A 24368-nucleotide genomic window follows, 5' to 3' on the forward strand; every position below is an offset into this window, starting at 1 on the left:
TTCACTATGATTGGCAGAGATTAACGACGCGCACTAGTCAATGCCCAGCGCGCGTTTAACCGGCTTAAAACTCTTGCGGTGCATTGGCAGTGCACCATATTCAGCTAAAGCGGCCATATGAACTTTGGTTGGATAGCCTTTATGTTGGGCAAACCCGTAGTCTGGATACGCCGCATCCAGTAACGCCATTTCATGATCTCTATCGACTTTGGCTAAGATCGATGCAGCACTGATCTCCGCCACCCGCATATCCCCTTTCACGACTGCTTGTGCCGGCATCAGTAAGTCGGGAATTCGATTGCCATCAATCAGCGCATAATCTGGTGTGACCGACAAACCAGCTATCGCACGCTGCATCGCAAGCATAGTCGCGTGCAGTATATTGAGTGAATCAATTTCATCAGGCTCAGCGCGACCTACCGACCATGCTAAGGCTTTTTCCTTAATTTCATCATAGAGCGCGAGGCGTTTCTTCTCGCTCAATTTTTTTGAGTCGGTTAAGCCAACGATTGGTTGATGAGGGTCTAAAATCACGGCTGCCGTAACGACGGCGCCAATAAGTGGGCCACGCCCGACCTCATCAACACCGGCAATCACGTTGGCGTCTGGGTACACAAAAGGTTGTTCAATCATGGTTATCTAATAACGTTAATACTGCGTTAGCTGCGGAAACATCGGCATTTTTACGAATAGTTTGATGTAACTCAGTAAAAGTAGCCAGCAATGCTTGGTTGTCGCTATCAAGCTGCTCGCTAACAGCATCGGCCAACGCCTTAGGCTGACAGTCTTCCTGCAGCAGCTCAGGCACCAGCGGAGCGTCTGCAAGAATATTGGGCAACGAAACGTACTGTGTCTTGAGTAGCCGTTTTGCCAGCCACGCTGTCACCGGTTTAACACGGTAGCCGACCACCATAGGGCGTTTAAGCAACATACATTCTAGGGCCACGGTGCCAGAGGCCAACAATACGGAATCGGCCGCACTGATCACCTGGCGCGCCGTATCATCGACGAGGGTAAACGGCAACTCAGGTGCGATCGTTTGCCAAGCTTGCTCAAACTGTTCGCGACGGGCAGGGTTAACCAGAGCAACCACAAACCCGAGATCAGGATAACGAGTGGACAGTCGCTGACAGGCTTGTAAAAAAGGGGGCGCTAGCATCGACATCTCACTGCCACGGCTGCCGGGGAGCACAGCCAGCCAGCGCTTGCTGCTATCCAGCCCAAGGGCTTGCTGTGCAGCCTGCTTGTCGACCTGCATCGGAATACTGTCGGCCATGGTGTGACCGACAAAGGCACAAGGCACGTCGAACTTATCGTAAAATGCTTTTTCAAAGGGCAGAAACGCTAAGACAAGATCCGTGGCGGCCGCAATTTTAAAAATCCGTTTTTGTCGCCACGCCCAAACAGATGGGCTCACATAATGGACAGTTTTAATCCCAGCTTGCTTCAACGAGGCTTCTAATCGTAGATTAAAATCCGGTGCATCAATACCAATAAAGACATCGGGAGGGTTCGCTGCGAAGTATTTCACTAGGGCCGACTTCACTTTCAATAAGCGCGGTAGTCGGCCCAGCACTTCCACCAGCCCCATCACGGCAAGTTCTTCCATATCGAACAAGCTATGACACCCTTGCGCCATCATTCGCGGACCACCAATGCCCACAAACTCAATGTTTGGGTGTTGGGCACGCAGTGCCTTAATCAAGCCTTCACCTAAAACATCGCCGGAGATTTCTCCGGCGACGATTCCAACCCGTAATGGACGCTCACTCGGTAACATTAACGAATAACGCCTCGCGTTGAGCGTTCAAAGAAGTCGATGAACAACGCCAGAGCGGGTTCGTGCTCAGCTTGCTCAGCGAGCTCTTTTTTCACTTCTTCTAAGGTTTTACCGGAGCGATACATGTTTTTATACACCGCACGAATGGCACGAATGGCGGGCTTGTCGAAACCACGGCGCTTGAGGCCTTCCACATTGATGCCAAATGGCGCGCAGTGATTGCCTTGTGCCATTACATAAGGCGGCACGTCTTGAACCACAATGGATCCGCCGCCGAGCATGGCATGGCTACCAATCACACAAAATTGATGAATGGCCGACATCCCACCCACAATCGCATAATCGTCAACGTGAACGTGACCGGCCAAGGTGGCGTTATTGGCAAAAATACAATGATTACCCACCACACAGTCATGCGCGACGTGAGCATTTATCATAAACAGGTTATCGTCGCCAACCTTGGTTTCACCCTTATCCTGGACGGTGCCCCGATGCATGGTCACGCTTTCCCGAATGGTATTACGATTACCGATTTCTAGCGTGGTTGGCTCACCAGCATATTTTAAATCCTGGCATGCTTCACCAATCGAGGCGAATTGATAAATCCGGTTTTCACAACCAATACGCGAAGGTCCTTTGATCACCACATGGGTCATCACTTCGGTTCCGGCACCGATTTCCACGCCCTCTCCAACATAAGAAAAGGCGCCAATTTTTACGTTTTCACCCAGGACTACGCCGTCTTCGACAACAGCTGTGGGATGAATATAGGCAGTTTCGTGGATCACAATTAGATCTCTCTTCTTGCGCACTTCAGTTGGGCCGAGCAGACAACATCACCGTCTACTTTTGCTACGCCAGTAAAGGCTGCAATGCCGCGGCGTTCTTTAATAAACTCCACTTCTAAAACCAGTTGATCACCCGGTGAGACTGGTCGACGGAATTTAGCATTATCAATGCTTGCAAAATAGTATAGCTCGTTGTCTTTCGGCTTACCGAAGGTCTTAAATGCTAACAAGCCTGTCGCTTGTGCCATCGCCTCTAAAATGAGTACGCCAGGGAACACAGGCAACTGCGGAAAATGGCCCGTAAACTGGGGCTCGTTAACAGTGATGTTTTTTATCGCGTGAAGGTATTGCCCTTCTTCAAAATCGGTAACGCGATCAATCAATAAAAAAGGATAGCGGTGTGGTAACAGCTCTTTGATTTCATTGATATATAGAACTTGTTTTTCGCGAGTCAAGGTAGTATTCCCGTTCAAATCCAATACTGACTTCATTAACGCAAAACGGCCCGCGTTGCTAAGGCGGGCCAGTCAATCTCGGCGTTAAGCTTGTTTGTCGAGCTGATTTTCCAGCTCTTTAAGTCGCTTGTGCATCTCATCGATTTTGAGTACACGCGCGGCTGTTTTCCGCCACTCGCGGTTGGGCTGTAACGGAATCCCGGACGAATACATGCCCGGCTCAGTGATTGGCCGCATCACCATCGCCATTCCCGTGATGGTCACGTTATCTGTGATTTCCATATGGCCATTAAACACGCTGGCACCACCAATAATGCAATGCTTGCCTATTTTTAGGCTGCCTGCCATCACCGTTGCACCCGCGATTGCCGTGTTCTCACCAATCGACACATTATGCGCAATCTGGCACTGGTTGTCGATAATCACGCCGTCAGCAATTTCAGTATCATCCAATGCGCCTCGGTCAATAGTGGTACAAGCACCTATTTCAACGCGATCACCGATCACTACCCGTCCAAGTTGAGGGATTTTCACCCACTGGCCTTTATCATTGGCATAGCCAAAACCATCTGCTCCGATCACCGTGCCGGCTTGGATCAGACAATCTTGTCCTATCACTACCTCATGATACAGCGTGACATTTGCCCAAAGTTTACTTCGAGCCCCGATTTTTGCCCCTTTACCGATAAAGCAGCCGGCACCAATTTGTACGCCATCACCGATGAGTGCACCAGACTCAATCACCGCGTTGGGGCCAATCGCCACCCCTTCCCCAAAGACGGCATCGTCAGCCACCACCGCAGAGGCGGCAATATCGGTGGCACAAGCCGGCGTCGAGTCGAGAATTTGAGCAACCTTAGCATAAGCTAGGTACGGGTCTGACACCACCAAGGCATTGCCTTGGCAATACGACAGATCGCCCTCTTTTAACATCACGGCACTGGCATGGCATAACGCCAAGTTTTTACGGTATTTAGGGCTGGATAAGAAGGTAATTTGCCCTTCTCCCGCTGAATTCATCCCTGCAAGCGAGGTTATCGTTACAGCACCATCTCCATGAAGCTGTGCATCCAGTTTTTCCGCTAATTCAGCGAGAGTAATCGAAACCATGGGCTCCTCGACGATTATTTAACTGCGTTGATCACTTTTTCAGACAAGTCATCACTTGGGTTTGCATATAAGACGGCGTTAGCGTCAACCACCATGTCGTAGCCTTCTTGCTCCGCGACTTGGTCGACCGCTTTTTTCAGCTTTTTGACCAGTTTAGACTCTTCTTGACCACCACGCTTACGTTGATCTTCTTGCAAGGCTTTAACCTTCAGTTTGTAATCCGATTCCATTGATTGAAGCTTACGTTGTAGCGTCACTCGCTCATCTTCACTCATCAGCTCGCCATTACGTTTGAGCTTCTCTACCCCTTCAGACAGTTTCTCTTTCAGGCGCTCAATATCAGCCACACGATCTTTAAATTCACCGCGTAGTTTTTCATTAAGATTATTTTTTTGAGCCAGTTGCGACATCACGGCCCCTGTTGATACGTAGCCCACTTTCTGAGCCGCATCAGCCGCTGATGCGTACATGGACGTGGTCAATACCGCGACACTCAGTCCCGCTGCTTTCAAAAATGATTTCACAATAGTCTCCTTTCTGATCATCAGAATGTGCGCCCGATCGTGAAGGTAAAGAACTCTTCATCGTCGCCAGGCTGGCTAGTTATAGGTTTTGCGATGGAGAACACCAAAGGTGCCATCGGTGACATCCACTGCAGTGCCATACCGTAAGAAGCACTGATATTAGATGGATCTGAGTAGTCTTTGACGCCACTAATGCCACTGTAATCGGCAGCCGCCGATACATCATATTCAGTGTCCCACACTGATGCGGCATCAATAAACACACTGGTGCGGATTTGCTCACGCGCTTCATCCGAGGCAAACGGCGTTGGTACAATCAGTTCAGCACTGGCGCGCGCCATGGCGTTACCACCGACGGAGTCTGAGGAACCATAGCTTCCTTCATTTTTTTCAACATCATCACTATTTGGCTGAGTTGACCCACCGGCCTCATAGACTGCCTTGGGTCCAACCGAGTTCGAGCGGAAGCCGCGCAGTGAGGAGAAACCACCCGCATAGTAATTTTCATAAAACGGCAGCATATGGTCTTGACCATTAGTTTGACCATAACCATTACCATACGCGAGACGACCACGCATCAATAGCGTAAATTCATGCTCTTGCGTCAGCGGTACGTACTGGCGAATATCGTACTGCATTTTGAAATACTGGACGTCTGAGCCCGGCACTGTCATGCGGTAAGACGCTCGCTGATAGTTACCCGCGGTTGGAAAATAGCCGCGGTTAAGGTTGTTACGCGTCCAAGACACGGACATATCAAAATCATCGACTTCGAGTCCATCATTGTTCGTACGGTGATCGTCGTGGCGTTCAAGAAATTTCTCGATTTGGTAGTACTTACCAATATTTTCAATTTTGTTGTGGGTGTACCCCAGCGAGAAGTCGATCGAATTCAGCTCATCGGTCCAAAAGCCCCACGTCAGATTAGTCCCATAACTCTCGTTGGTATACTCAACAATATTCGCATCACGCGCTTCAAATTCGTTGTAGAAAACCTTACCGCCCAAACTCACTCCATCAAGAGTAAAATAAGGATCACGGTATTCCAACGTCAGGTTTTTACGGTAATCGTTGACCATGGCATTAATGCCAAAGCGATTCCCCGTCCCAGCAAAGTTATCTTGCTGCAAGCCTAGCTGTAAACTGGCACCAGATTCAGTCCCGTAACCGATACCAAAGTTGATGCTGCCTGAGTTGGCCTCTTTCACTTTATAGCTCACGTCGACCTGATCGTCAGTCCCCGGTACACGCTGCGTATCTACCTCGACATTTTGGAAAAAGCCGGTACGGCTTAAACGCTCTTTACCCCGTGTCACCGCTTTTGAATTCAGCCAGGTTCCTTCAAGCTGTCGCATTTCACGGCGCAATACTTCGTCTTTAGTGATGGTATTGCCGGAGAAACGGATATTACGCACGTAGATGCGTTTACCTGGCTCGACATTGACGGTCAGCGAGACTTGCTGATTATCATCATCGAAGGTCGGTAAGGTATTCACTTTCGGGTAGGCAAAACCGGTTTCGCCGAGTTGGCGCTTAATCGCCTCCTCAAGTGCGGTCACCTTATCGCCATTATAGGTATCACCACGGGTGAAATTGACCAACGAACGATAGATCTCTTCGTTTTGCGGATCGCCTCGAAAGTCTAGATCGGCGACTTGGTAAGGCTGGCCTTCATTGACATTGAGGGTAATATAAACCCCTTTTTTATCCGGCGAGATGGCCACTTGCGTCGATTCAACGCGGAACTTTAAATAGCCGCGATTTAAATAAAAACTGCGCAGTTTTTCTAAATCACCTGCCAAAACCTGCTTTTGATACTTTTCATTGGCTAAGAAGTTCCACCACGGCACGTCAGCACGTAGATCAAAGTTATCGCGCAGGGATTCATCACTAAAGACATCATTACCCACGAAGTTTATCTGCTCAATCTTGGCAGACACCCCTTCGGTAAACACAAACTTCAGGTCCGCGCGGTTACGCGGTAAGGGAGTGACAACCGCTTTTACTGACGCACTATACTTACCGACACTGTAATAGAAATCTTCTAAGCCTTTTTCGATGTTACTCAGCTTGGTGCGATCCAACGCCTCACCGACGCGTAGCCCGGAAGAGGTAAGGTTCTCTTTTAACTGCTCTTTTTTGATAGCTTTGTTACCAGAAAACGAGATGCTAGCAATGGTGGGACGCTCCACCACTTTAACCAGTAACGCTTCGTCATCACGATACACGCGCACATCTTCGAAATTCCCCGAGGCAAAAAGAGCGTTGATAATATCAGCAACATCCTCGTCATCGACGTTATCCCCCACACGTACCGGCATTGACAGCAATGCTGCCCCTAAGCTGACACGCTGCAGGCCCTCAAAGCGGATATCGCTGACTTCGAATGCGTCAGCATGCGCCATACTGCTGCTCACTAAAAGAGACGCTATTAATAGTTTTTTCATCGCCATGTGCTATCTGACTTATCCTTGAATACTTACCGTTTAAAGTCGGGCGAAGTCGTTAAACAATGCCACTGCCATCACCATCATCAACACGGCAGCGCCGATACGATACCCAAAGTCCTGTACACGCTCGGAAACCGGTTTTCGTGTGACAGCCTCAATCCCAAAGAACAGCAAATGGCCGCCATCCAATACAGGTAGAGGGAGTAGATTGATAATGCCTAGGTTCACACTGATCAGTGCCATAAACCCTAAAAATGAGATCAGTCCGATCTCTGCTGTCATGCCCGCGCCTTTGGCGATCGATATCGGGCCACTTAGATTATTCACGCCCACATCACCAATGATCAGCTTTTTGATCATATTCACCGTCATACCGATCACTTGCCATGTTTTACTCACGGCTTCAGGGATCGCCGCTACCGGGCCATATTGTTGTATAAAACGGTATGACTCTGGCCAAGCCGCCATTTGCGGTGCAATCCCCGCATAACCACTAACTTGTCCTTGCTGCTCACGCGCATCGGGCGTCAACACCAGTGTTTGTCTTTCGCCATCACGCGATACCGTCAACGATAACGCCTGATCTGGGCTAGCTTTAATCACCTCAACCAAGCGCATCCATGACTCGAGCTTGGTGTTATCCACCGCTACAATCTTGTCGCCTTCCTGAAGCCCTGCGCGAGCGGCGGCACTGTCTTCTACCACTTGAGCCACCGTTAAGGTGATCGCCGGCCGATAAGGCGTGATACCCAAAGTGGTTAAAGGTGATTGCTTTTCTGGATCAAACTGCCATTGACTTAAATCCAGCGGATAATCTCGATCAAATGTTGCCGCTGAGTCTGGCTTCGCGGTGAGGGTCATACTCTCATCGCCAATATGTCCGATCAACGCAAAATTAACCGCTTGCCAATCTGCGGTTTCGACGCCAGAAACTTGGGTTAGTTCCATTCCGGATTCAATTCCCGCTTCAGCAGCTATCGAGTTGGGGGATATTTCACCAATGATGGGCTTAACGGCAGGGACGCCAATCATCATTACTATCCAGTAAGCAAAGACAGCAAAGACAAAGTTAGCGATGGGACCGGCGGCAACGATCGCACTGCGTTGCCACAAAGGCTGATTATTGAACGCACGAGGTTTATCCTCTTCAGAAACCACTTCAATACGCTCATCAAGCATTTTGACGTAGCCTCCCAACGGAATTGCCGCAATCACATACTCGGTATGGTCTTTACCATACCAGCGCCATAGCGCTCGGCCAAAACCGATAGAAAAACGCTCAACTTTGACGCCGCAGCGACGGGCGACCCAAAAATGGCCATACTCATGAATTGCCACCAGTACCCCAAGGGCAACGATAAACGCCGCCGCATTCCATAGAAAAGCGCTCATTTTGCCACCTTTGAAATCTGCTCATTTGCAGTGATACGCGCTATTCTATCCAGCTCAAATAAGCAATCCAAGCTTGTTGGCGTGGGAAGCGATGATTGGGTCAATACCTGCTCATTGATATGCGCAATATCCATAAAACCTATTTTCCCTGCTAAAAACGCCGCTACGGCCTGTTCATTCGCCGCATTCAAGCTAGTCGTTGCCGCTTGTCCCTGCTCACACGCTTCCATGGCGAGAGATAAACAAGGATAGCGGTTGGCATCTGGCGCCATAAAGGTAAATTCCCCAATTTGGGTAAAATCCAGTGGTGCGACGGATGTTTGAACACGCTCGGGGTAGCCCATTGCATGTGCAATCGGAGTACACATATCCGGGGTGCCTAGCTGCGCGAGGACAGAGCCGTCGCACATTTGTACCATGGAGTGGATGACCGACTGAGGATGGATCACGACATCGAGTTGATCGGCTTGAGCATTAAAGAGCCAGCGCGCCTCTATATACTCCAACCCCTTATTCATCATGGTGGCGGAGTCGACCGATATTTTAGGGCCCATCGACCAATTCGGGTGGGCAATCGCTTCTGCAACACTGACTGCCGCGAGGCTTTGCGGATCGCGATAGCGGAATGGACCGCCAGAGCCAGTCAGCAAAATTTTACTGACGCCCTCTGCATGCAAATCACAGCGTCCCGGTTGTTGTTGAGCACGATCGGGTAGGCATTGAAAAATTGCATTATGCTCACTATCAATAGGGAGCAGCTCTGCGCCATATTGATACACGGCATCGATAAAGAACTGCCCAGACATCACCAACGCTTCTTTATTGGCCAGGAGGACACGCTTACCCGCTTTCACCGCTGCCATGGTCGAGGATAAACCAGCGGCTCCCACAACGGCAGCCATGACCATATCAACATCAGGGAGTGACGCGAGGTGGGATAGGCTCTCCTCCCCCGCGAGCACCTCGGTGCGTAGCCCTTTTGCACACAAAACCTGACGCAGTTGTTGTGCAGCATCGTGATTGGCCATCGCCGCGTAAGCAGGTTGCCAATAAACACACAAGGCAACCATTTTCTCTACATTGGTATGGGCCGCCAACGCCGTGACTTCAAACTTTTCAGGGTTGGCTTCAACCACTTTTAACGTACTGGTGCCAATAGACCCAGTTGCGCCTAATACGGTGATTCTTTGCATGTCGAGGACTCGTTTCACTTAATTCGCAAAGGCGAAGTACAACACGGTAAAAACGGGGAACGCCGCCGTCAGGCTATCGATACGATCCAGGATACCACCATGCCCAGGAAGCAGATTACCACTGTCTTTGACCCCCGCCACACGTTTGAACATGCTCTCGGCCAAATCACCTAGCACAGACGCCAAGGCTGTCACGATCGTAATGCCCAGCAGTACAGCCACATTGGCAAAATGGATATTCAACAAATGGGCACCAAGCCAAGTCACGGCCACAGCCGCGGTGAGTCCACCGAGCAGCCCTTCCAGCGTCTTATTCGGACTCACCGCAGGGGCCATTTTATGCTTACCAAACTTTTTGCCCGCGAAATAGGCACCGCTATCAGCGCACCAGACGAGAACAAAGACTAAGAGCACTAATTTAGCACCATAAAAGGTAGAAAACTGATAGTCGGTGGCGCGCAATAACAATACACTCCACATAAAGGGCAGCATAGTCAGTAAGCCAAAGAGTAACCGGAGTAACTTACTGTGCGTCCAATAGGCCCCTGAACGCGGAAACGCGAGGACTAACAGTGTCGCGAACAACCACCACGCCGCCCCTGTGGCCGCCAACGCGAAGGGGGGTAACGTGACATGCCCTAACGCCATGGCACCAAAAGGGAGACTAAATAGGGAAAGCGCCAGCGCTGCGGCGGGGATAATAAAGGTTAAAAGGCGTGATGACGCCGATACAAATTGCGTCCACTCCCAAAGTCCGATCAGAGTGACCACCGCTATCGCTGCAACAAACGCAGGAAACGGTAAGTAGAATACTCCCGCGACCACTAACGGGACTAACAAGGCCGCGGTTAAAACACGTTGTTTGAGCAAACTGATTCCTCGTAGTTACTTATCCGTTGTTATCATGGCTTTGATCTGCTCGCCTGTGCAGCCGAATCGTCGTTCACGATTGACATACCAAGCCACCGCATCATACAAACTCTGTTCGTTAAAATCCGGCCAATACTGCTCAGTAAAACATAACTCGGCATAGGCGGCTTGCCACAAAATAAAATTACTGATGCGACATTCGCCACTGGTGCGGATCATTAAATCCACATCAGGCAAATCTGCCAGCATTAAATAACGCGCAATATCTTGTTCACCGATATCATTCGGTTGCAACTGTCCGGTGGCGACCTCTTCGGCAACGCGACGTGTTGCCTGGGTAATATCCCACTGTCCACCATAGTTAGCGGCAATATTCAGTACCAAGCGATCATTCTTCGCCGTTAGCGATTGGGCTTCGGCGATTTTCGCTTGCAAAGAGGGGCTGAATCGAGAGGTATCGCCAATGATGCGTAGTTGCACACCATGGCTATCTAGCCGTTTGACTTCACGTGACAGCACATTGATAAATAACTCCATCAAGACGCTGACTTCATCTTCTGGTCGACGCCAATTTTCACTGCTGAACGCAAATAAAGTCAGGGCTTTTACCCCAAGTTCAGATGCCGCCTTAACGGTTTTACGTACCGCTTTGACACCCGCTTTGTGGCCAAACACTCGGGCTTTGCCTCGTGCCTTAGCCCAGCGCCCATTACCATCCATGATTACGGCAATATGCTGCGGTAGGGCGGCAGATTCGATCTGCGCATCAAGAGACTGGGAACTCATGTTTCTCCTTGGCAAATAAAAAGCGCTGTACTGCACGCACAGCGCTTTAGCATTGGCGGTAAAGTCTAATGAGATTTAGACTTCCATCAACTCTTTTTCTTTTGCATCAAGAAGTGCATCAACATTCTTGACCGCTTCATCGGTCAGCTTTTGAATATCATCTTGCGCGCGGCGCTCATCGTCTTCTGAAATTTCTTTGTCTTTCAGCAGCGCCTTAAGATCACTGTTGGCGTCACGGCGAATGCTACGCACAGCCACACGGCCTTGCTCACCTTCAGCACGGACAACCTTGACCATATCTTTACGACGCTCTTCAGTCAAAGGTGGCAAAGGAACACGAATAACAGTGCCAGCAGAAGCAGGGTTAAGCCCTAAATCTGAAGTCATGATCGCCTTTTCAACCGCTTGGGTGACTTGCTTGTCGTAAACGCTGATCGCTAGAGTGCGTGCATCCTCGGCGATGATAGATGCCAATTGGTTTAAAGGCGTTTGCGCACCATAGTATTCGACAGTGATGCCTTCAAGTAAGCTTGGATGAGCACGCCCAGTACGCAATTTACCGAGAGTATGCTTAAGCGCGTCTACACTTTTATCCATACGCGCTTTGGCGTCGTCTTTTATGTCATTAATCACGGGAATATCCTTGCGATTGAATTAGTTTGTAAGATTATGCCACCAATATCGGCTTAGCTGTTAGTGATCAAGGTGCCTTCTGCCTCACCCATCACGACACGGCGTAATGCACCTGGCTTATTCATGTTAAACACACGAAGCGGCAATTTATGATCTCGTGCCAATGTAAATGCGGCCAAATCCATCACTTTCAACTCTTTTTCTAAAACATCTTGATATGTCAGTGAATCGTATAATGTGGCATCCGGGTTTTTGGTTGGGTCATCGCTGTATACGCCATCGACTTTGGTGGCTTTAATCACAATGTCCGACTCGATTTCGATACCACGTAAACACGCAGCTGAGTCCGTGGTAAAAAACGGGTTGCCTGTCCCCGCGGAAAAAATCACCACGCGGCCATTACGAAGCTGGCTGATAGCTTCCGCCCAATTATAGCTATCACATACACCATTAAGAGGAATGGCTGACATGACTCGTGCGTTCACATAGGCACGATGAAGTGCATCACGCATCGCCAAGCCGTTCATCACGGTGGCTAACATACCCATGTGATCGCCCACAACACGGTTCATCCCTGCCTCAGCAAGACCCGCACCACGAAACAGATTACCGCCACCGATGACCAATCCTACCTGAACACCCAGCTCGACCAATTCTTTAACTTCTTGTGCCATGCGATCAAGCACGGCCGGATCGATACCGAACCCATCTTTGCCCTGCAGGGCTTCACCGCTGAGTTTAAGTAAAATTCGTTGATATGCAGGCTTAGGATTTGTAGTCATTTCACTACCTTTCTATTAGGCACTAATTAGGGAAGATGGTTATGGAAGACCGCGGCGAGCACCGCGGTCTGAGTCAAAAGACTTAGCTTTGTTGTACTGCAGCCACTTCTGCAGCAAAGTCTACTTCTTCTTTCTCGATGCCTTCGCCCACTTCAAAACGGATGAAGTTGGTCACTTCTGCACCTTTTTCTTTCAACATTTGACCCACCGTTTGTGATGGATCCATCACGAATGCTTGACCCGTTAGAGAGATCTCGCCGGTGAATTTCTTCATGCGGCCAACAACCATTTTCTCGGCGATGTCAGCAGGCTTGCCTGATTCCATTGCGATATCAACCTGAATTTTTTTCTCTTTTTCTACCACATCGGCAGGCACATCTTCAGGGTTAACATAGTCAGGCTTAGACGCCGCAATATGCATTGCTACGTGCTTGATAGTCTCTTCGTCCGCTTTTGCAGCAACGATAACACCGATGCGGCCACCGTGACGGTAAGAGCCGACTTTCTCGCCTTCGATGAATGAAACACGACGGATGTCCATGTTTTCACCGATTTTCGCAACCAGATCAGCACGCTGCTGTTCGAATTTTTCTTTCAGCGCGTCGATGCCGAGGCTTTCAGCCAGTGCAGCTTCAGCCACTTGGTCAGCAAATTCAGCAAAGCTTGCGTCTTTAGCAACAAAGTCAGTTTCACAGTTGATTTCAACGATTGCTGCTTTGCCGTCGCCTTCTTTCACTAGAATGACGCCTTCAGCGGCAACACGACCAGCTTTTTTCGCTGCTTTTGCTGCGCCACTTTTACGCATGTTTTCAATTGCCACTTCAATATCAGCATTTGCTTCTACGAGTGCTTTTTTACATTCCATCATGCCAGCGCCAGTGCGCTCGCGTAGTTCTTTAACCAGGGCAGCGGTAACAGTTGCCATTGTTCAATCCTCGATTCGAAACTATTTTGGGTAAAAAACAGGGGCCCAATATCGGCCCCTGCTAACCATACTTAGCTTACAGTATGAATAATGACACACTGATGGCTAAGAACGCTCACAAGGAGCTGTCATCTTACTCAGCGACTTCAACCAGCTCGTCTTCTGCTTGCGCAACGATGTCTTGGCTACGGCCTTCTTTGTAAGCATCAGACGCTGCGTTCAGGTACAGTTGGATAGCGCGAATTGCGTCATCGTTACCTGGGATTACGTGATCAACGCCGTCTGGGTTAGAGTTAGTATCTACCACTGCAAATACTGGGATACCCAGGTTGTTCGCTTCTTTGATTGCAATGTGCTCGTGATCAGCATCAATAACGAACATTGCATCAGGCAGGCCGTTCATGTTCTTGATACCACCCAGTGATTTGTCAAGTTTTTCCATCTCACGGGTGTAGGTCAAAGCTTCTTTTTTAGTCAGCTTCTCAAACGTACCGTCGGTAGACTGGTTTTCCAGATCTTTCAGACGCTTGATAGATGTACGAACGGTTTTCCAGTTGGTCAGCATGCCACCCAACCAACGGTTGCTTACATAAAACTGCTCGCAGTTTTCTGCTGCCGTTTTTACCGCTTCGCTTGCTGCGCGCTTAGTACCAACGAACAGGACTTTACCTTTACGCTCACCGATTTTTGACAATTCAGCCAACGACTCGTTGAACATTGGTACAGTTTTCTCAAGGTTGATGATGTGCACTTTGTTACGTGAACCAAAAATGAAAGGCTTCATTTTTGGGTTCCAGTAGCGAGTTTGGTGACCGAAGTGTACACCGGCCTTGAGCATGTCGCGCATTGAAACAGTAGCCATGATAAATTCCTCTTGGGGTTAGGCCTCCACATATCCCATTCACCGACCCGCTAATGGGCACCCCGGTCAATGTGTCGATATGTGTGTGATTTAAATAAAAAGTTATGAGTGAAGACTGTCAAACTGAAACCTAGCGTCGCTAAATTGATCACAATGACGGTTTTCGGCGCGCTTTATATCACAAAAGCACGCCTATAATCCAGCTAAATCGTGTATTCAATTCACCCCACCAGCCCGTCGACACGCTGCTGATTAGATCCCTTTCTGTTTCCAGAAGACACATGGCTTGATACCATATAGCTACCGCCATACGGCAGCCTATCCCGAATGACTGTGAAAAGCGTAGCAGGGCTACGGCTGCTGTGCGCAATGATATGATGTATGAAATTACCCACATGTTGATTAGCACCGTATCATTGCGCTATCCGAATAAAGTGAGAAAGCAAAATGACAATCCCAATTAAAACAGAAGAAGAAATTGAAAAGATGCGCGTGGCCGGTCGCCTCGCCGCTGACGTGCTCGTCATGCTCGGGGAGCACGTTAAGCCCGGTGTCACCACTCGTGAGCTAGACGACATCGCTCATAAATATATGACAGAGGTCCAGGGTACGATTCCTGCGACCTTGGACTATCACGGTTTTCCTAAATCAATGTGCACATCAATCAACCATGTTGTCTGTCATGGCATCCCGTGTGATGAAGACGTGCTGCAAGACGGTGATGTTGTCAACATTGACGTGACCGTGATTAAAGATGGCTACCATGGCGATACCTCAAAGATGTTTTTAGTGGGTGATGTCTCTCTCGAAGACAAACGTCTTTGCCGTGTCACTCAAGAAAGCCTGTATCATGCCATCAAGAAAGTAAAACCAGGTACAACGGTAGGTGATTTAGGCTCCGCGATTCAAAAGTTCATCAAAAACAGTAATACCCGCTACTCGATTGTAAAAGAGTACTGCGGTCATGGCATTGGCGCGAGCTTCCACGAGGATCCCCAAGTCGTGCATTACAAAAATAATGACCGCACCCTGCTTAAACCTGGCATGTGCTTTACCATTGAACCTATGATTAATGCAGGTAAATACGGTACCGTACTCGACGAAGACGATGGTTGGACGGTGTATACTATCGACGGTAAAAAATCGGCCCAGTGGGAGCATACCCTGCTAGTGACTGAAACCGGAGTAGAGGTCTTAACGCTGCGAGAAGAAGAAAGCCTTCCGCGTTACATCAACCCCTAATCCACCCCATAAAAGCCGGTTCCATTCCGGCTTTTTTTTGCGCAAAGGACTGCCATGACAGACACAGTGATTACGCCACAGCTCTTAGGGGATGAACAGCTCGCTCCCGTGACTTTAAAAGCACAGTTCCAGCAACTGCTTGAGCAACAAAAGCAGGATTTTTTGGCTAATGTGCCAGTCGCAGAATTGGTTTACCAACGCACCGATTATATGGATGCATTGTTGGCAAGATTATGGCGTCACTTTGGTTTCGAGCAATCCTCACTCGCATTGGTCGCCGTAGGGGGCTATGGGCGGCGCGAATTACACCCACTGTCTGATATTGACTTATTATTGCTCTGCCCAACACCGCTAGATACACAACAGCAACAACGTCTCAGTGATTTACTCACACTGTTGTGGGATTTAAAACTTGAAGTGGGCCATAGCGTGCGGACCGTCGACGAGTGCATTCATGTCGGGCTGGATGACTTAACCGTCGCCACCAACCTACAAGAATCTCGGCTTTTGTGCGGTAATGCTCAACTTTTCGAAGCACTGGAAACCCGTGTGCATGATGACAGCTTCTGGCCCAGTGAACGCTTTTACCAAGCCAAAGTTGAAGAACAAAAAGCCCGTCATCGTCGCTATCATGATACGGCTTATAAACTCGAGCCCGATCTCAAACTCAGCCCAGGTAGCCTGCGCGACATTCATACCCTATCTTGGATCGCCCGCCGCCATTTTGGTGCCACCAGTTTGCGGGAAATGAGTGACTTTGGTTTTTTGACCGATGCCGAGTTTCGCGAACTGAACGAATGCCAAAACGTGTTATGGCGGATCCGCTTCGCACTCCATCTAGAGCTACGCCGCTACGACAATCGATTGACATTTGCACACCAAACATCGGTGGCGGAACTGCTCGGCTACCGCGGTGAAGGCAATCGCGCGGTCGAAACCATGATGAAAGATTTTTTTCGTACCTTGGGGCGTGTGGGTGAGTTAAATAAAATGCTGCTTCAGATCTTTGATCAAGTGATCATTGATAACGGCCACACTGGCGACGTTGAAGTATTAAGTGACGATTTTCAGCGTTGCGGACGCACGATTGAAGCGCGCAAACCCGCGCTATTTCAAGCTCGGCCAGAGACCATTCTGGATATGATGCTGCATATCGCTAACGATACCTCTATCGAAGCAATTGCGGCCCCCACATTACGCCAACTACGTACGGCAAGACGGCGGCTTAATCACTTTTTGTGTCAGCAAGAAGACGCTCGAGAGAAGTTTATGGCCTTGGTGCGTCACCCCAATGCTCTGCACAAAGCCTTTGGCTTAATGCACCGCCACGGGGTGATGTCCGCCTATCTCCCGCAGTGGAGTCAAATCGTCGGACAAATGCAGTTTGACTTGTTCCACGTTTACACCGTCGATGAGCACACCATTCGCCTGCTCAAACATATGCGTTTGTTCGACGACGAAGCAAATCGTGAGCGTCACCCTATTTGTTGTGATGTTTTCCCCCGCCTGGCACGGCGCGAGCTTTTACTGGTTGCAGCCATTTTCCATGATATCGGCAAGGGACGCGGTGGCGATCATAGTGAAATTGGCGCCATTGAGTCACATGACTTTTGCTTAGAGCATGGCCTGTCAAAACCAGAAGCGAACATTGTTAGCTGGCTCGTCCGCAATCACTTACTGATGTCAGTCACCGCACAGCGCCGCGATATTTACGATCCTGATGTGATCACCGACTTTGCCAAAGAAGTACGAGATGAAGAGCGACTGGATCTACTGCTGTGTCTGACGGTGGCAGATATTAATGCGACCAACCCAGATTTATGGAACAGTTGGAAGCGGACACTGATCGCGGAACTGTATTACTCGACACAAAAAGCACTACGCCGTGGCTTAGAAAACCCACCCGACGTGCGTGAACGCATCCGTCACAACAAGCACCTAGCCGCCGCTATGTTGCGTAAACAAGGCCATAGCCCCAGAGACATTGAAGTCTTGTGGCAGCGCTTTAAAGCGGACTATTTTCTTCGCCATACCCATAAACAAATCGCATGGCATAGTGAGCATCTACTGCATCATACCGACGAAAAACCGCTCGTGCTCGTCAGTAAAAAAGCGACGCGGGGGGGCACAGAAATATTCGTCTACTGCCAAGATAGGCCCAGCTTATTTGCCCGAGTGGTTGCTGCTTTGGACAAGAAAAACCTCAGTGTCCACGACGCACAGGTAATGACTAGCAAAGATGGTCATGCGCTTGATACCTTTATGGTATTGGATCAGAACGATGAGGCTATCCCATTAGACCGTCACCCGAGAATCATTGAAGGCGTTGATAAGGCACTTGGCGAAACGGGAAAAATTACCATCCCTAAACGTCGCGCCTCGCAAAAGCTTCAACATTTTTCAGTCAAGACCCAAGTGCTTTTTTTACCTACTAAGAACGGGCGTCGCACCCTGATGGAGCTGGTCGCGCTCGATACGCCTGGATTGTTGGCACGCGTAGGGGCGGTGTTTGCTCGGCAAGATGTATGTGTCCACGCTGCGAAGATTACGACCATCGGCGAACGCGCGGAGGACTTTTTTATTGTCACTGACGCACACAACCAAGCGCTCACGTCAGAGCATCAAGCGCAATTAAAGGCGGCACTCGAAAAAGCCCTTACACGAGCAAAATAACATGATTAAGCGGTGAGTACTGTGCTCACCACGATAACGATGTCTAACCATGAGGTGACTATGTACCAACAGTTAAAAAACATCGGTGTTGAACATCCTGAAAAAATCGAGCGCTACTCGCTACGCCAAGAAGCGAGTTATGACACGCTCAAAATTTATTTTAGTAAACAAAAAGGCGATCTTTTTGCACGGAGCATGAAGTTTAAATACCCACGACAACGCAAAAATGTGGTGGTCGATAGTGGCACCGGCCGCTCACGGGAAGTCACGGAGATCAACCGTAGTCTTTCCTTGGTCATTGATGAACTCGATCAAATTGTCCAACACGAGCACACTGAGCAAGATGTGAAACAGAAAGTGCTCACAGACTTACGTCACTTAGAAAAAGTGGTCACCAGTAAGATCGCAGAAATTGAAGCAGAGCTAGATAAACTTTAATCGACGATACAAAAAACATGGGTAGCACAATAGGGTGAACCACCCTATTGTGATGACGAAGGCGCTTCCCAACCCAGTGCGTACAAGATGTGTTGCCAGGTTGTATCCACAGGCGCATGAATATTAATAAGTGCACCGCTTACTGGATGCGTGAGGGTCATCTCGCTGGCATGTAATAGCAGCTGGTGACAATTAAAATGCTCCCGGAATACCCGATTATGTCGACCATCGCCATGGGTGGTATCGCCGACAATCGGATGGCTTAAATGATGCATATGACGACGCAATTGATGCTTACGTCCAGTATGAGGCTGCATTGCCACCAGGCTATAGCGACTGGTCATATATCGTCCAGTTGCTATCGGTAACTCAACCGTCGCCAGAGGCTGATAATCAGTCACCGCCGGCTTTGCCGTCGGTGGTTGACTGGCATGTTTATCCGCTATTTTGTCTTGTTCTTCCACCAGCGGGTAATCGAGTTGGCCGGCATCGGAAACCCAGCCTCGTACAATGGCATGGTAAGCTTTTTTGACCTGCCCTTCGGCAAACTGTGGCATCATCTGAGAGGCCACCTCACTAGATAACGCAAACACCAAGACCCCGGATGTGGGCTTATCGAGCCGGTGCAGAGGGTAAACGTACTGACCGATCTGATCCCGCAATGTTTGCATCACAAATCGGGTTTCCCCTTTGTCCAACCAAGAACGATGGACCAGCATCCCTGATGGTTTATTCACCACCACCAAATACTCATCTTGGTATAAGATGTGAAGCGGTGTGTCTGTCATTGATCGGAAAACAAGTTATCAATGCGAACAACAACGGCAACCACATCACCGTGGCCTGCATGCCCTTTCATTGCTTCTTCCACGTACGGTGAGATTTCGAAGTTACGTGGTAAAGTTTGCTCTGTATCGATAAGTGCTCGCATATTAGGCACAAAAATCCATTGCAACCATTCGTGACATAAAAGTGTGTCGACGGCAAACGGTTCGGTGCTGGCCAAACGCTCCGCAGACGGTGGCGTCGACTGCCATAACGCGTGATCGTTTAGCACTTGTTCTAGTTCATCAAGGAGTGGTTCACATTGTTGGCGAAGAGTCATTGACAACCTCATCATCATTCGAAAGATAAAGCGCGAAGCATAGCACGAACCGATCAAAGACAACATCAACAAGGCGAGCATAGCAGGGATAAAAACTGATATACTCGCGGCTAATTAAGCGATAACGAAGAGCGGATATCATGCAAACGGTTCACGCCCTCAGCACCCTATTTGATCAAGCAGGTTGCCAATTCAGTGTCTATGATTTAGGCCGCCGTGTTTGCCGCCTAAATGATACATCATTTCGTGCCGTCGAAGACAATCAACAACCTTACCCTCATCCATTACGCCAACACGCCCATATGGCCGTGGCTTTTTGGCCACAAGGTGGCGCACCTTGGGTATGGTTTTTAAAAATGCCTTTAGATGAGCGAGGGTTATTAAATCACACCGCAATGGGTGATTTCCTTCAGTATGTCAGCGCTGCAATGGGCGAGAGTCTGACCGCAACGCCAAATAAAGCACAGCGAGAAAAATTAGCCACTAATCCTTATACCTTTACCCCTACGGATGACAAAATGGCGATGTTTCATGCTGCACTGACTTATCAGCTCGGCCGTCCCGCTAGTCAGTACTATGATCATGCTCAGCATTATTTAAATGGCGAATTAGGCTGGGATAATTGGCAAGGTGTCGGCCTACAGGGGCTGGCAGATACGTGCGTACGCATGCAAGAACAAAACAATGCGACCCGAGTACGCAAAGCACTCAACAATCTACCCACTACACCACTATACGCGCTGCTTGGTTGCTTAGAGCACTGTGACGTTAACGACAAACTGGCGGGCAATTTACGCGAAATGTTCACGCGTATGTGCCAAAGCCGAGAAGTCGATATCTTTTTGGTGAGTGCATTACTTCGAGCTCACGCCGGCGCGCCAAACGCCACTCGTCACCTTTTCATTGAGGCCGTACTCGAGAAACCAGAGCTACAGCATCGAGAAATATTTGTCGCAATAGCTGGTCGCTGTTGGCAAAGTTTGACTGACGATACCGTCCTCGAACGCTTCTTGATCGCCTTGGCGAATCAACACGACTCAGCATTCTTTCAGCAAATTTACGCTGATTTAGTCATGCTGCCGCCACTACGTGGTGCATTATTAAATCGATTGTATGGCAATACATCTCCAGCGCTGACTCAAGCAATGGCTCAAATGCAACAGGCCGTGACGCGACCCTCATGATCACTGATCTTTTGACAATCTTACTGGTGATATTCGTCGCACTGTTGTTTTGGCAACAGCGACGACAATCCGAGCAAGCCCATCGTCACATTCATCGGTATTGTCAGCGAATGGAGTTACAGTTGCTGTCGATCGCACGCGGGCGTCATGCCATGATTAAGACCGAACACGGTTGGCGTTGGGTGACGCATTACTGGTTTGAGTTTTCAGCAACTGGCCACGATCACTACACCGGCCAAGCGCAACTCAGTGGGCTAAAGCTCAAAGCCATTGAGACACCTGTACATGCTATGCCTAGCCAATAGAAAGTGACTCTCTACCGTGCCGATGTTGTCGGCCATAAAAAGTTGTGATGATTCGATAAGAAGAGAATTCGCACGTTAAGATAAGCTGTACTAGACTAGAAGTATGATGCACACGCGGACGCTGTGTTTAGCAGAGCGTGACAGGGAGTCACCGATGTGTCGAGCCAACAGCCTCGGCCGCCGGCTTTAAAAAGGAAAGGGCGCAGCTTGCGCCGCGCCCTAGAGTTTTACTTGCAGCCATCCTGCTACTAAAAGGTGCTCCCTGCATCATTCCTTGATCAGTCGCCGATTCCTTCAGCGTCGTTCCATGTCTCTCCGTCTTGGAGGTGTCCTTTCGTCATCCTGACAAACCGAAATTCCCATTTCCGATAAGCTCTCCATCCTGGAGGTGTCCATGACTTCGTCCTGAAGTGGTCCTTAAGCCCCCATCCTGGGTTGTCCTAAGTCTTCCTGACTTACAAGCTTCCTGCTTGTAAAGAACGGCTCCATCCGTTGTCCTTTTTGCAATCCTTGCCAGCGCTTCATCCTGAAGTACTGCCTCATCCTGAGGTACCAGATCCTTGGTGATTCCTGTTCCCTGTGTCAGTTCCCTTCCGACACCCATAAGATTACGCGAATGAGCATTTGGAACAAGTCACTGTCACGTGCTTTATCTCTCACTTTCAACCCAAAACAGAAGGTTTGAATTTAACTTGTTGATTTTAATTGAAAAAAATAAAAATAATACTGATTATCTCAGTGAGATTCTGCTTATGTCCCACGCGCTTGTGAGAGATCTCTTACGCAGGGAGAGGGCTTTTATCTCAGGTTCAGTTTTTCTCGTGTACTCGTGAAGAGGATGCGGAGGTATAACGCTCTAACAATTGCTATAGTGAGGATGACCCGTATCACACTGTAGGAGGCACGATGGAAACCTTCCAACACGACTTACAGCACCTATTTGAGCAACTCGGCTTGTCGACAGATAAAACAGCTATCGAACATTTCTTATCAAGTCACTGCTTGGTAGACGGACAAACTCTGGTCGACGCCCCTTTTTGGAATACGGCGCAACGTGCATTCATTGACGAGGCAATAAAAGACGATGCCGACTGGGCAGAGCAGGTTGATATGCTTGATGCGCTGCTGAGAAAGCCCTAACCTTGCTTTTTCATGGTATCGCTAGGATTGACTGATGAGCTATCAAGCAGAACTAGAGCGAGCACTCAAGGTGCTTGCCGCAAAAGGACAGAGCGCCACTGTGGCAACATTAAAAGCCCAGCTCAATACGCAAGTTCCCTTACCCTTGATTATCCAAGCGGTGAAAAGCGCGAAGACTAACACCCCGCTGCCACAGCTGCCTACCGTTGACGTGGCGGTGTCTGACACTGAGCGTATTAGCCAACTCGAACGGCAGGTTGCCGACTTGAGCCAACGATTAGCGACGCTCGAAACGCAGTGCGAAACCCCCTGACAACACACGGGTGCTATACCCCTCACTGGCTCAGGGCTACGACAATTTAAAGTCCCAAGAAAGATTAGAGACCAAGCGGCAATTATCACACTTAAATAAGAAAATATCGTGTAGCGGGCTCTCAAGCCGCCAAGGCTGACCGCACTTGGGACATGGACGGTTAAGCTCGCTCTCTTTATCCTTCCCGCCAACACGATATTGATAATAATAAGTCGGTGTGCCGGTTAAGTACTCTATTCGCCCACGTAGGTCCCAACCGCGTTGAAATAAACGCGTGTTTGGGTTTTCAATTTCTTTTAAGCCTGCAAATTCGGCATCACTCGCCCCTGCCATCTGTAGTTCATCACACGCTTGCCACTCCGTTTGCCACTTAATCACCGCTTTATGATCACCATTAAACGTCGCCGGTAAGCGATACAGCGGGATCGGTAACAGGGAGTCCCCACAACGCAACGGTGAGCAGGTATGCACAAACGTTGTGTAAAGCACCTGCCAGCTCGGTGAGACACTCGATGCCGCCTGCTCGGAGTTCAGGTCACGACCCAATAGACGCACCTTGGGCTGGGTCAAACACGCATCTGCCAGTTGTTGCAACGCCTGTTTGACTTGTGGACTGTTAAATTTAGGCTGCAACGCTTCCTCATCAGGACAGACAACACGTAGCTGAAACTGACCATCTTGCATCAAGATAGGAAACTCTCGCCCAAGCACTTGGCCGTTATAACGAAGCGCATCCATTAACCCATTAAGCGTACGATCGACCGCGCTAACGGTCGTGTTATCAAAGCACTCAAAGGTAAGCTCAGTTAGGATCATGTCACATCAACCTCCAAAGCTGCGATAAATGCCTCGGTATCTGGTGCGATCACGTCTCGCGTCCCTTTATTAAGCGCTTCTCTCACTACCTTTCCGCTCATGTTATCAATAGAGATAATGGTCATTTCATCATCAGTGGTCGCAATAAACACACTTGGGGTCAACTTACGCTGACGTTGCATCATGAGGTGCCCCAATATATTTTCTTGTAAACGCGCCAAGTCCTCATCACTCCAGACTTGAACCAAGCTGATCGCTTCACCCTGAAAACGAACGGGCAAATCAGCACAGTAGAGACCGTTATAAAAATCTTTGATATCACTATGTAAACGCAGCGCTATAGCCTTTTCCACGTTCGCAAAGTCTGCGGGCGTATCACGCTTAACCGGCTTCCACTGCACTTGGTGCGCATTCTCGCTAACGGTACACGGCGACAATAGTCCAATATAGTCTTCTGTACATGGCAAACTTTGATGATCGTGTTGCCATGCCGCAACATAATCCTGTGCTAGCGCCCAAAGGGCACGATGTAATGTGTTCTCCATTCGCAACCTATAGCAAGATTCAGTAAACTTCACTTATTCTACTTGAATCAATAGCAG

26 protein-coding genes are annotated in these 24368 nt (G+C 49.2%); 7 read left to right on the plus strand and 19 right to left on the minus strand.

Features of this window, described 5'->3' with window-relative positions; all coding sequences use genetic code 11:
• Positions 1–33: 33 nt before the first annotated feature.
• The 15 genes from rnhB to rpsB all read right to left on the minus strand — a co-directional run bounded on the left by rnhB (position 34) and on the right by rpsB (position 14550).
• Positions 34–633 (minus strand): ribonuclease HII, encoded by a 600-nt coding sequence (gene rnhB, locus BUQ98_RS07990; protein WP_074213271.1) that lies wholly within the window; start codon positions 631–633, stop codon positions 34–36.
• Positions 626–1780 carry a lipid-A-disaccharide synthase gene (lpxB, locus tag BUQ98_RS07995; protein WP_074213272.1) on the minus strand — a complete coding sequence of 385 codons (1155 nt, stop codon included), beginning with the start codon at positions 1778–1780 and terminating at the stop codon, positions 626–628. The genes rnhB and lpxB overlap by 8 nt, the downstream gene beginning before the upstream one ends.
• Positions 1780–2568, minus strand: coding sequence for an acyl-ACP--UDP-N-acetylglucosamine O-acyltransferase (gene lpxA, locus BUQ98_RS08000; RefSeq protein WP_074213273.1), 789 nt, complete (start codon positions 2566–2568; stop codon positions 1780–1782). The genes lpxB and lpxA overlap by 1 nt, the downstream gene beginning before the upstream one ends.
• 2 nt (positions 2569–2570) lie before the next feature.
• Positions 2571–3023, minus strand: coding sequence for a 3-hydroxyacyl-ACP dehydratase FabZ (gene fabZ / locus BUQ98_RS08005; protein ID WP_074213635.1), 453 nt, complete (start codon positions 3021–3023; stop codon positions 2571–2573).
• An 84-nt stretch (positions 3024–3107) separates the two neighbouring features.
• Positions 3108–4133 carry a UDP-3-O-(3-hydroxymyristoyl)glucosamine N-acyltransferase gene (lpxD, locus tag BUQ98_RS08010; protein WP_074213274.1) on the minus strand — a complete coding sequence of 342 codons (1026 nt, stop codon included), beginning with the start codon at positions 4131–4133 and terminating at the stop codon, positions 3108–3110.
• Between the two features lie 14 nt (positions 4134–4147).
• Positions 4148–4657 carry an OmpH/Skp family outer membrane protein gene (locus BUQ98_RS08015; RefSeq protein ID WP_074213275.1) on the minus strand — a complete coding sequence of 170 codons (510 nt, stop codon included), beginning with the start codon at positions 4655–4657 and terminating at the stop codon, positions 4148–4150.
• Between the two features lie 20 nt (positions 4658–4677).
• Positions 4678–7110 (minus strand): outer membrane protein assembly factor BamA, encoded by a 2433-nt coding sequence (gene bamA, locus BUQ98_RS08020; protein WP_074213276.1) that lies wholly within the window; start codon positions 7108–7110, stop codon positions 4678–4680.
• Positions 7111–7143: 33 nt separating this feature from the next.
• Positions 7144–8499, minus strand: a complete 1356-nt coding sequence (gene rseP, locus BUQ98_RS08025) for a sigma E protease regulator RseP (protein ID WP_074213277.1) — start codon at positions 8497–8499, stop codon at positions 7144–7146.
• Positions 8496–9692: a 1-deoxy-D-xylulose-5-phosphate reductoisomerase gene (gene ispC, locus BUQ98_RS08030; protein ID WP_074213278.1), complete on the minus strand. Its 1197-nt coding sequence runs from the start codon at positions 9690–9692 to the stop codon at positions 8496–8498. The genes rseP and ispC overlap by 4 nt, the downstream gene beginning before the upstream one ends.
• A gap of 18 nt (positions 9693–9710) precedes the next feature.
• Positions 9711–10562: a phosphatidate cytidylyltransferase gene (locus tag BUQ98_RS08035; RefSeq protein WP_074213279.1), complete on the minus strand. Its 852-nt coding sequence runs from the start codon at positions 10560–10562 to the stop codon at positions 9711–9713.
• A gap of 15 nt (positions 10563–10577) precedes the next feature.
• The gene (locus BUQ98_RS08040) at positions 10578–11348 is read right to left on the minus strand and encodes an isoprenyl transferase (RefSeq protein WP_074213280.1); all 771 of its coding nucleotides are present in this window, start codon (positions 11346–11348) and stop codon (positions 10578–10580) included.
• A gap of 75 nt (positions 11349–11423) precedes the next feature.
• Entirely contained in the window at positions 11424–11981 is a 558-nt protein-coding gene (frr, locus tag BUQ98_RS08045; protein ID WP_074213281.1) for a ribosome recycling factor, read from the minus strand.
• 53 nt (positions 11982–12034) lie between these two features.
• A complete protein-coding gene (gene pyrH, locus BUQ98_RS08050) occupies positions 12035–12763 on the minus strand; it encodes a UMP kinase (RefSeq protein WP_074213282.1) in 729 nt (242 codons plus the stop codon).
• 82 nt (positions 12764–12845) lie between these two features.
• Positions 12846–13688 carry a translation elongation factor Ts gene (gene tsf, locus BUQ98_RS08055; protein ID WP_074213283.1) on the minus strand — a complete coding sequence of 281 codons (843 nt, stop codon included), beginning with the start codon at positions 13686–13688 and terminating at the stop codon, positions 12846–12848.
• Positions 13689–13821: 133 nt separating this feature from the next.
• Positions 13822–14550, minus strand: a complete 729-nt coding sequence (gene rpsB, locus BUQ98_RS08060; protein ID WP_074213284.1) for a 30S ribosomal protein S2 — start codon at positions 14548–14550, stop codon at positions 13822–13824.
• A gap of 447 nt (positions 14551–14997) precedes the next feature.
• On the opposite strand from rpsB, the gene map reads away from it, so the two are divergent.
• The 3 genes from map to BUQ98_RS08075 are packed head-to-tail and all read left to right on the plus strand — an operon-like array spanning position 14998 to position 18903.
• On the plus strand, positions 14998–15792 hold the full coding sequence (gene map, locus BUQ98_RS08065) for a type I methionyl aminopeptidase (RefSeq protein WP_074213285.1): 795 nt from the start codon (positions 14998–15000) through the stop codon (positions 15790–15792).
• A 54-nt stretch (positions 15793–15846) separates the two neighbouring features.
• Positions 15847–18465, plus strand: coding sequence for a bifunctional uridylyltransferase/uridylyl-removing protein GlnD (glnD, locus tag BUQ98_RS08070; protein WP_074213286.1), 2619 nt, complete (start codon positions 15847–15849; stop codon positions 18463–18465).
• A gap of 60 nt (positions 18466–18525) precedes the next feature.
• Positions 18526–18903 carry a DUF3461 family protein gene (locus BUQ98_RS08075; protein ID WP_074213287.1) on the plus strand — a complete coding sequence of 126 codons (378 nt, stop codon included), beginning with the start codon at positions 18526–18528 and terminating at the stop codon, positions 18901–18903.
• A 44-nt stretch (positions 18904–18947) separates the two neighbouring features.
• Here BUQ98_RS08075 and truC read toward each other — a convergent pair whose 3' ends face one another.
• Positions 18948–19691, minus strand: coding sequence for a tRNA pseudouridine(65) synthase TruC (gene truC, locus BUQ98_RS08080; RefSeq protein WP_074213288.1), 744 nt, complete (start codon positions 19689–19691; stop codon positions 18948–18950).
• Positions 19688–20008, minus strand: a complete 321-nt coding sequence (locus BUQ98_RS08085; RefSeq protein WP_074213289.1) for a YqcC family protein — start codon at positions 20006–20008, stop codon at positions 19688–19690. Before BUQ98_RS08085 ends, truC begins: the two co-directional genes overlap by 4 nt.
• 140 nt (positions 20009–20148) lie before the next feature.
• Between BUQ98_RS08085 and BUQ98_RS08090 the strand changes: the two genes are divergently transcribed.
• The 4 genes from BUQ98_RS08090 (at position 20149) to BUQ98_RS08110 (ending at position 22950) form a co-directional block, all read left to right on the plus strand.
• Positions 20149–21192, plus strand: coding sequence for a DUF3549 family protein (locus tag BUQ98_RS08090; RefSeq protein ID WP_074213290.1), 1044 nt, complete (start codon positions 20149–20151; stop codon positions 21190–21192).
• Complete coding sequence (locus tag BUQ98_RS08095; protein ID WP_074213291.1) at positions 21189–21497, plus strand: DUF3301 domain-containing protein; 309 nt, start codon at positions 21189–21191, stop codon at positions 21495–21497. Before BUQ98_RS08090 ends, BUQ98_RS08095 begins: the two co-directional genes overlap by 4 nt.
• Positions 21498–22403: 906 nt before the next feature.
• Positions 22404–22637 (plus strand): DUF2789 family protein, encoded by a 234-nt coding sequence (locus BUQ98_RS08105; RefSeq protein ID WP_074213293.1) that lies wholly within the window; start codon positions 22404–22406, stop codon positions 22635–22637.
• A 34-nt stretch (positions 22638–22671) separates the two neighbouring features.
• The gene (locus tag BUQ98_RS08110; RefSeq protein ID WP_074213294.1) at positions 22672–22950 is read left to right on the plus strand and encodes a hypothetical protein; all 279 of its coding nucleotides are present in this window, start codon (positions 22672–22674) and stop codon (positions 22948–22950) included.
• Positions 22951–22986: 36 nt separating this feature from the next.
• On the opposite strand, the gene BUQ98_RS08115 is transcribed toward BUQ98_RS08110, so the two are convergent.
• The gene (locus BUQ98_RS08115; protein WP_074213295.1) at positions 22987–23766 is read right to left on the minus strand and encodes a Zn-ribbon-containing protein; all 780 of its coding nucleotides are present in this window, start codon (positions 23764–23766) and stop codon (positions 22987–22989) included.
• Positions 23763–24311 (minus strand): SecY-interacting protein, encoded by a 549-nt coding sequence (gene syd / locus BUQ98_RS08120; RefSeq protein ID WP_074213296.1) that lies wholly within the window; start codon positions 24309–24311, stop codon positions 23763–23765. Before syd ends, BUQ98_RS08115 begins: the two co-directional genes overlap by 4 nt.
• Positions 24312–24368 lie beyond the last annotated feature (57 nt).

This window comes from Salinivibrio sp. ES.052, assembly GCF_900141775.1.
GTDB lineage: Bacteria > Pseudomonadota > Gammaproteobacteria > Enterobacterales > Vibrionaceae > Salinivibrio.

Bases quoted from the DNA above. Each gene is read 5' to 3' on its own strand.
- BUQ98_RS08085 (WP_074213289.1), bottom strand. From the start codon at position 20,008: ATGACTCTTCGCCAACAATGTGAACCACTCCTTGATGAACTAGAACAA.
- BUQ98_RS08095 (WP_074213291.1), top strand. From the start codon at position 21,189: ATGATCACTGATCTTTTGACAATCTTACTGGTGATATTCGTCGCACTG.
- BUQ98_RS08040 (WP_074213280.1), bottom strand. From the start codon at position 11,348: ATGAGTTCCCAGTCTCTTGATGCGCAGATCGAATCTGCCGCCCTACCG.
- pyrH (WP_074213282.1), bottom strand. From the start codon at position 12,763: ATGACTACAAATCCTAAGCCTGCATATCAACGAATTTTACTTAAACTC.
- map (WP_074213285.1), top strand. From the start codon at position 14,998: ATGACAATCCCAATTAAAACAGAAGAAGAAATTGAAAAGATGCGCGTG.
- glnD (WP_074213286.1), top strand. From the start codon at position 15,847: ATGACAGACACAGTGATTACGCCACAGCTCTTAGGGGATGAACAGCTC.
- bamA (WP_074213276.1), bottom strand. From the start codon at position 7,110: ATGGCGATGAAAAAACTATTAATAGCGTCTCTTTTAGTGAGCAGCAGT.
- rnhB (WP_074213271.1), bottom strand. From the start codon at position 633: ATGATTGAACAACCTTTTGTGTACCCAGACGCCAACGTGATTGCCGGT.
- BUQ98_RS08090 (WP_074213290.1), top strand. From the start codon at position 20,149: ATGCAAACGGTTCACGCCCTCAGCACCCTATTTGATCAAGCAGGTTGC.
- rpsB (WP_074213284.1), bottom strand. From the start codon at position 14,550: ATGGCTACTGTTTCAATGCGCGACATGCTCAAGGCCGGTGTACACTTC.
- BUQ98_RS08105 (WP_074213293.1), top strand. From the start codon at position 22,404: ATGGAAACCTTCCAACACGACTTACAGCACCTATTTGAGCAACTCGGC.
- truC (WP_074213288.1), bottom strand. From the start codon at position 19,691: ATGACAGACACACCGCTTCACATCTTATACCAAGATGAGTATTTGGTG.
- rseP (WP_074213277.1), bottom strand. From the start codon at position 8,499: ATGAGCGCTTTTCTATGGAATGCGGCGGCGTTTATCGTTGCCCTTGGG.
- lpxD (WP_074213274.1), bottom strand. From the start codon at position 4,133: ATGGTTTCGATTACTCTCGCTGAATTAGCGGAAAAACTGGATGCACAG.
- lpxB (WP_074213272.1), bottom strand. From the start codon at position 1,780: ATGTTACCGAGTGAGCGTCCATTACGGGTTGGAATCGTCGCCGGAGAA.
- syd (WP_074213296.1), bottom strand. From the start codon at position 24,311: ATGGAGAACACATTACATCGTGCCCTTTGGGCGCTAGCACAGGATTAT.
- tsf (WP_074213283.1), bottom strand. From the start codon at position 13,688: ATGGCAACTGTTACCGCTGCCCTGGTTAAAGAACTACGCGAGCGCACT.
- BUQ98_RS08110 (WP_074213294.1), top strand. From the start codon at position 22,672: ATGAGCTATCAAGCAGAACTAGAGCGAGCACTCAAGGTGCTTGCCGCA.
- ispC (WP_074213278.1), bottom strand. From the start codon at position 9,692: ATGCAAAGAATCACCGTATTAGGCGCAACTGGGTCTATTGGCACCAGT.
- BUQ98_RS08115 (WP_074213295.1), bottom strand. From the start codon at position 23,766: ATGATCCTAACTGAGCTTACCTTTGAGTGCTTTGATAACACGACCGTT.
- BUQ98_RS08075 (WP_074213287.1), top strand. From the start codon at position 18,526: ATGTACCAACAGTTAAAAAACATCGGTGTTGAACATCCTGAAAAAATC.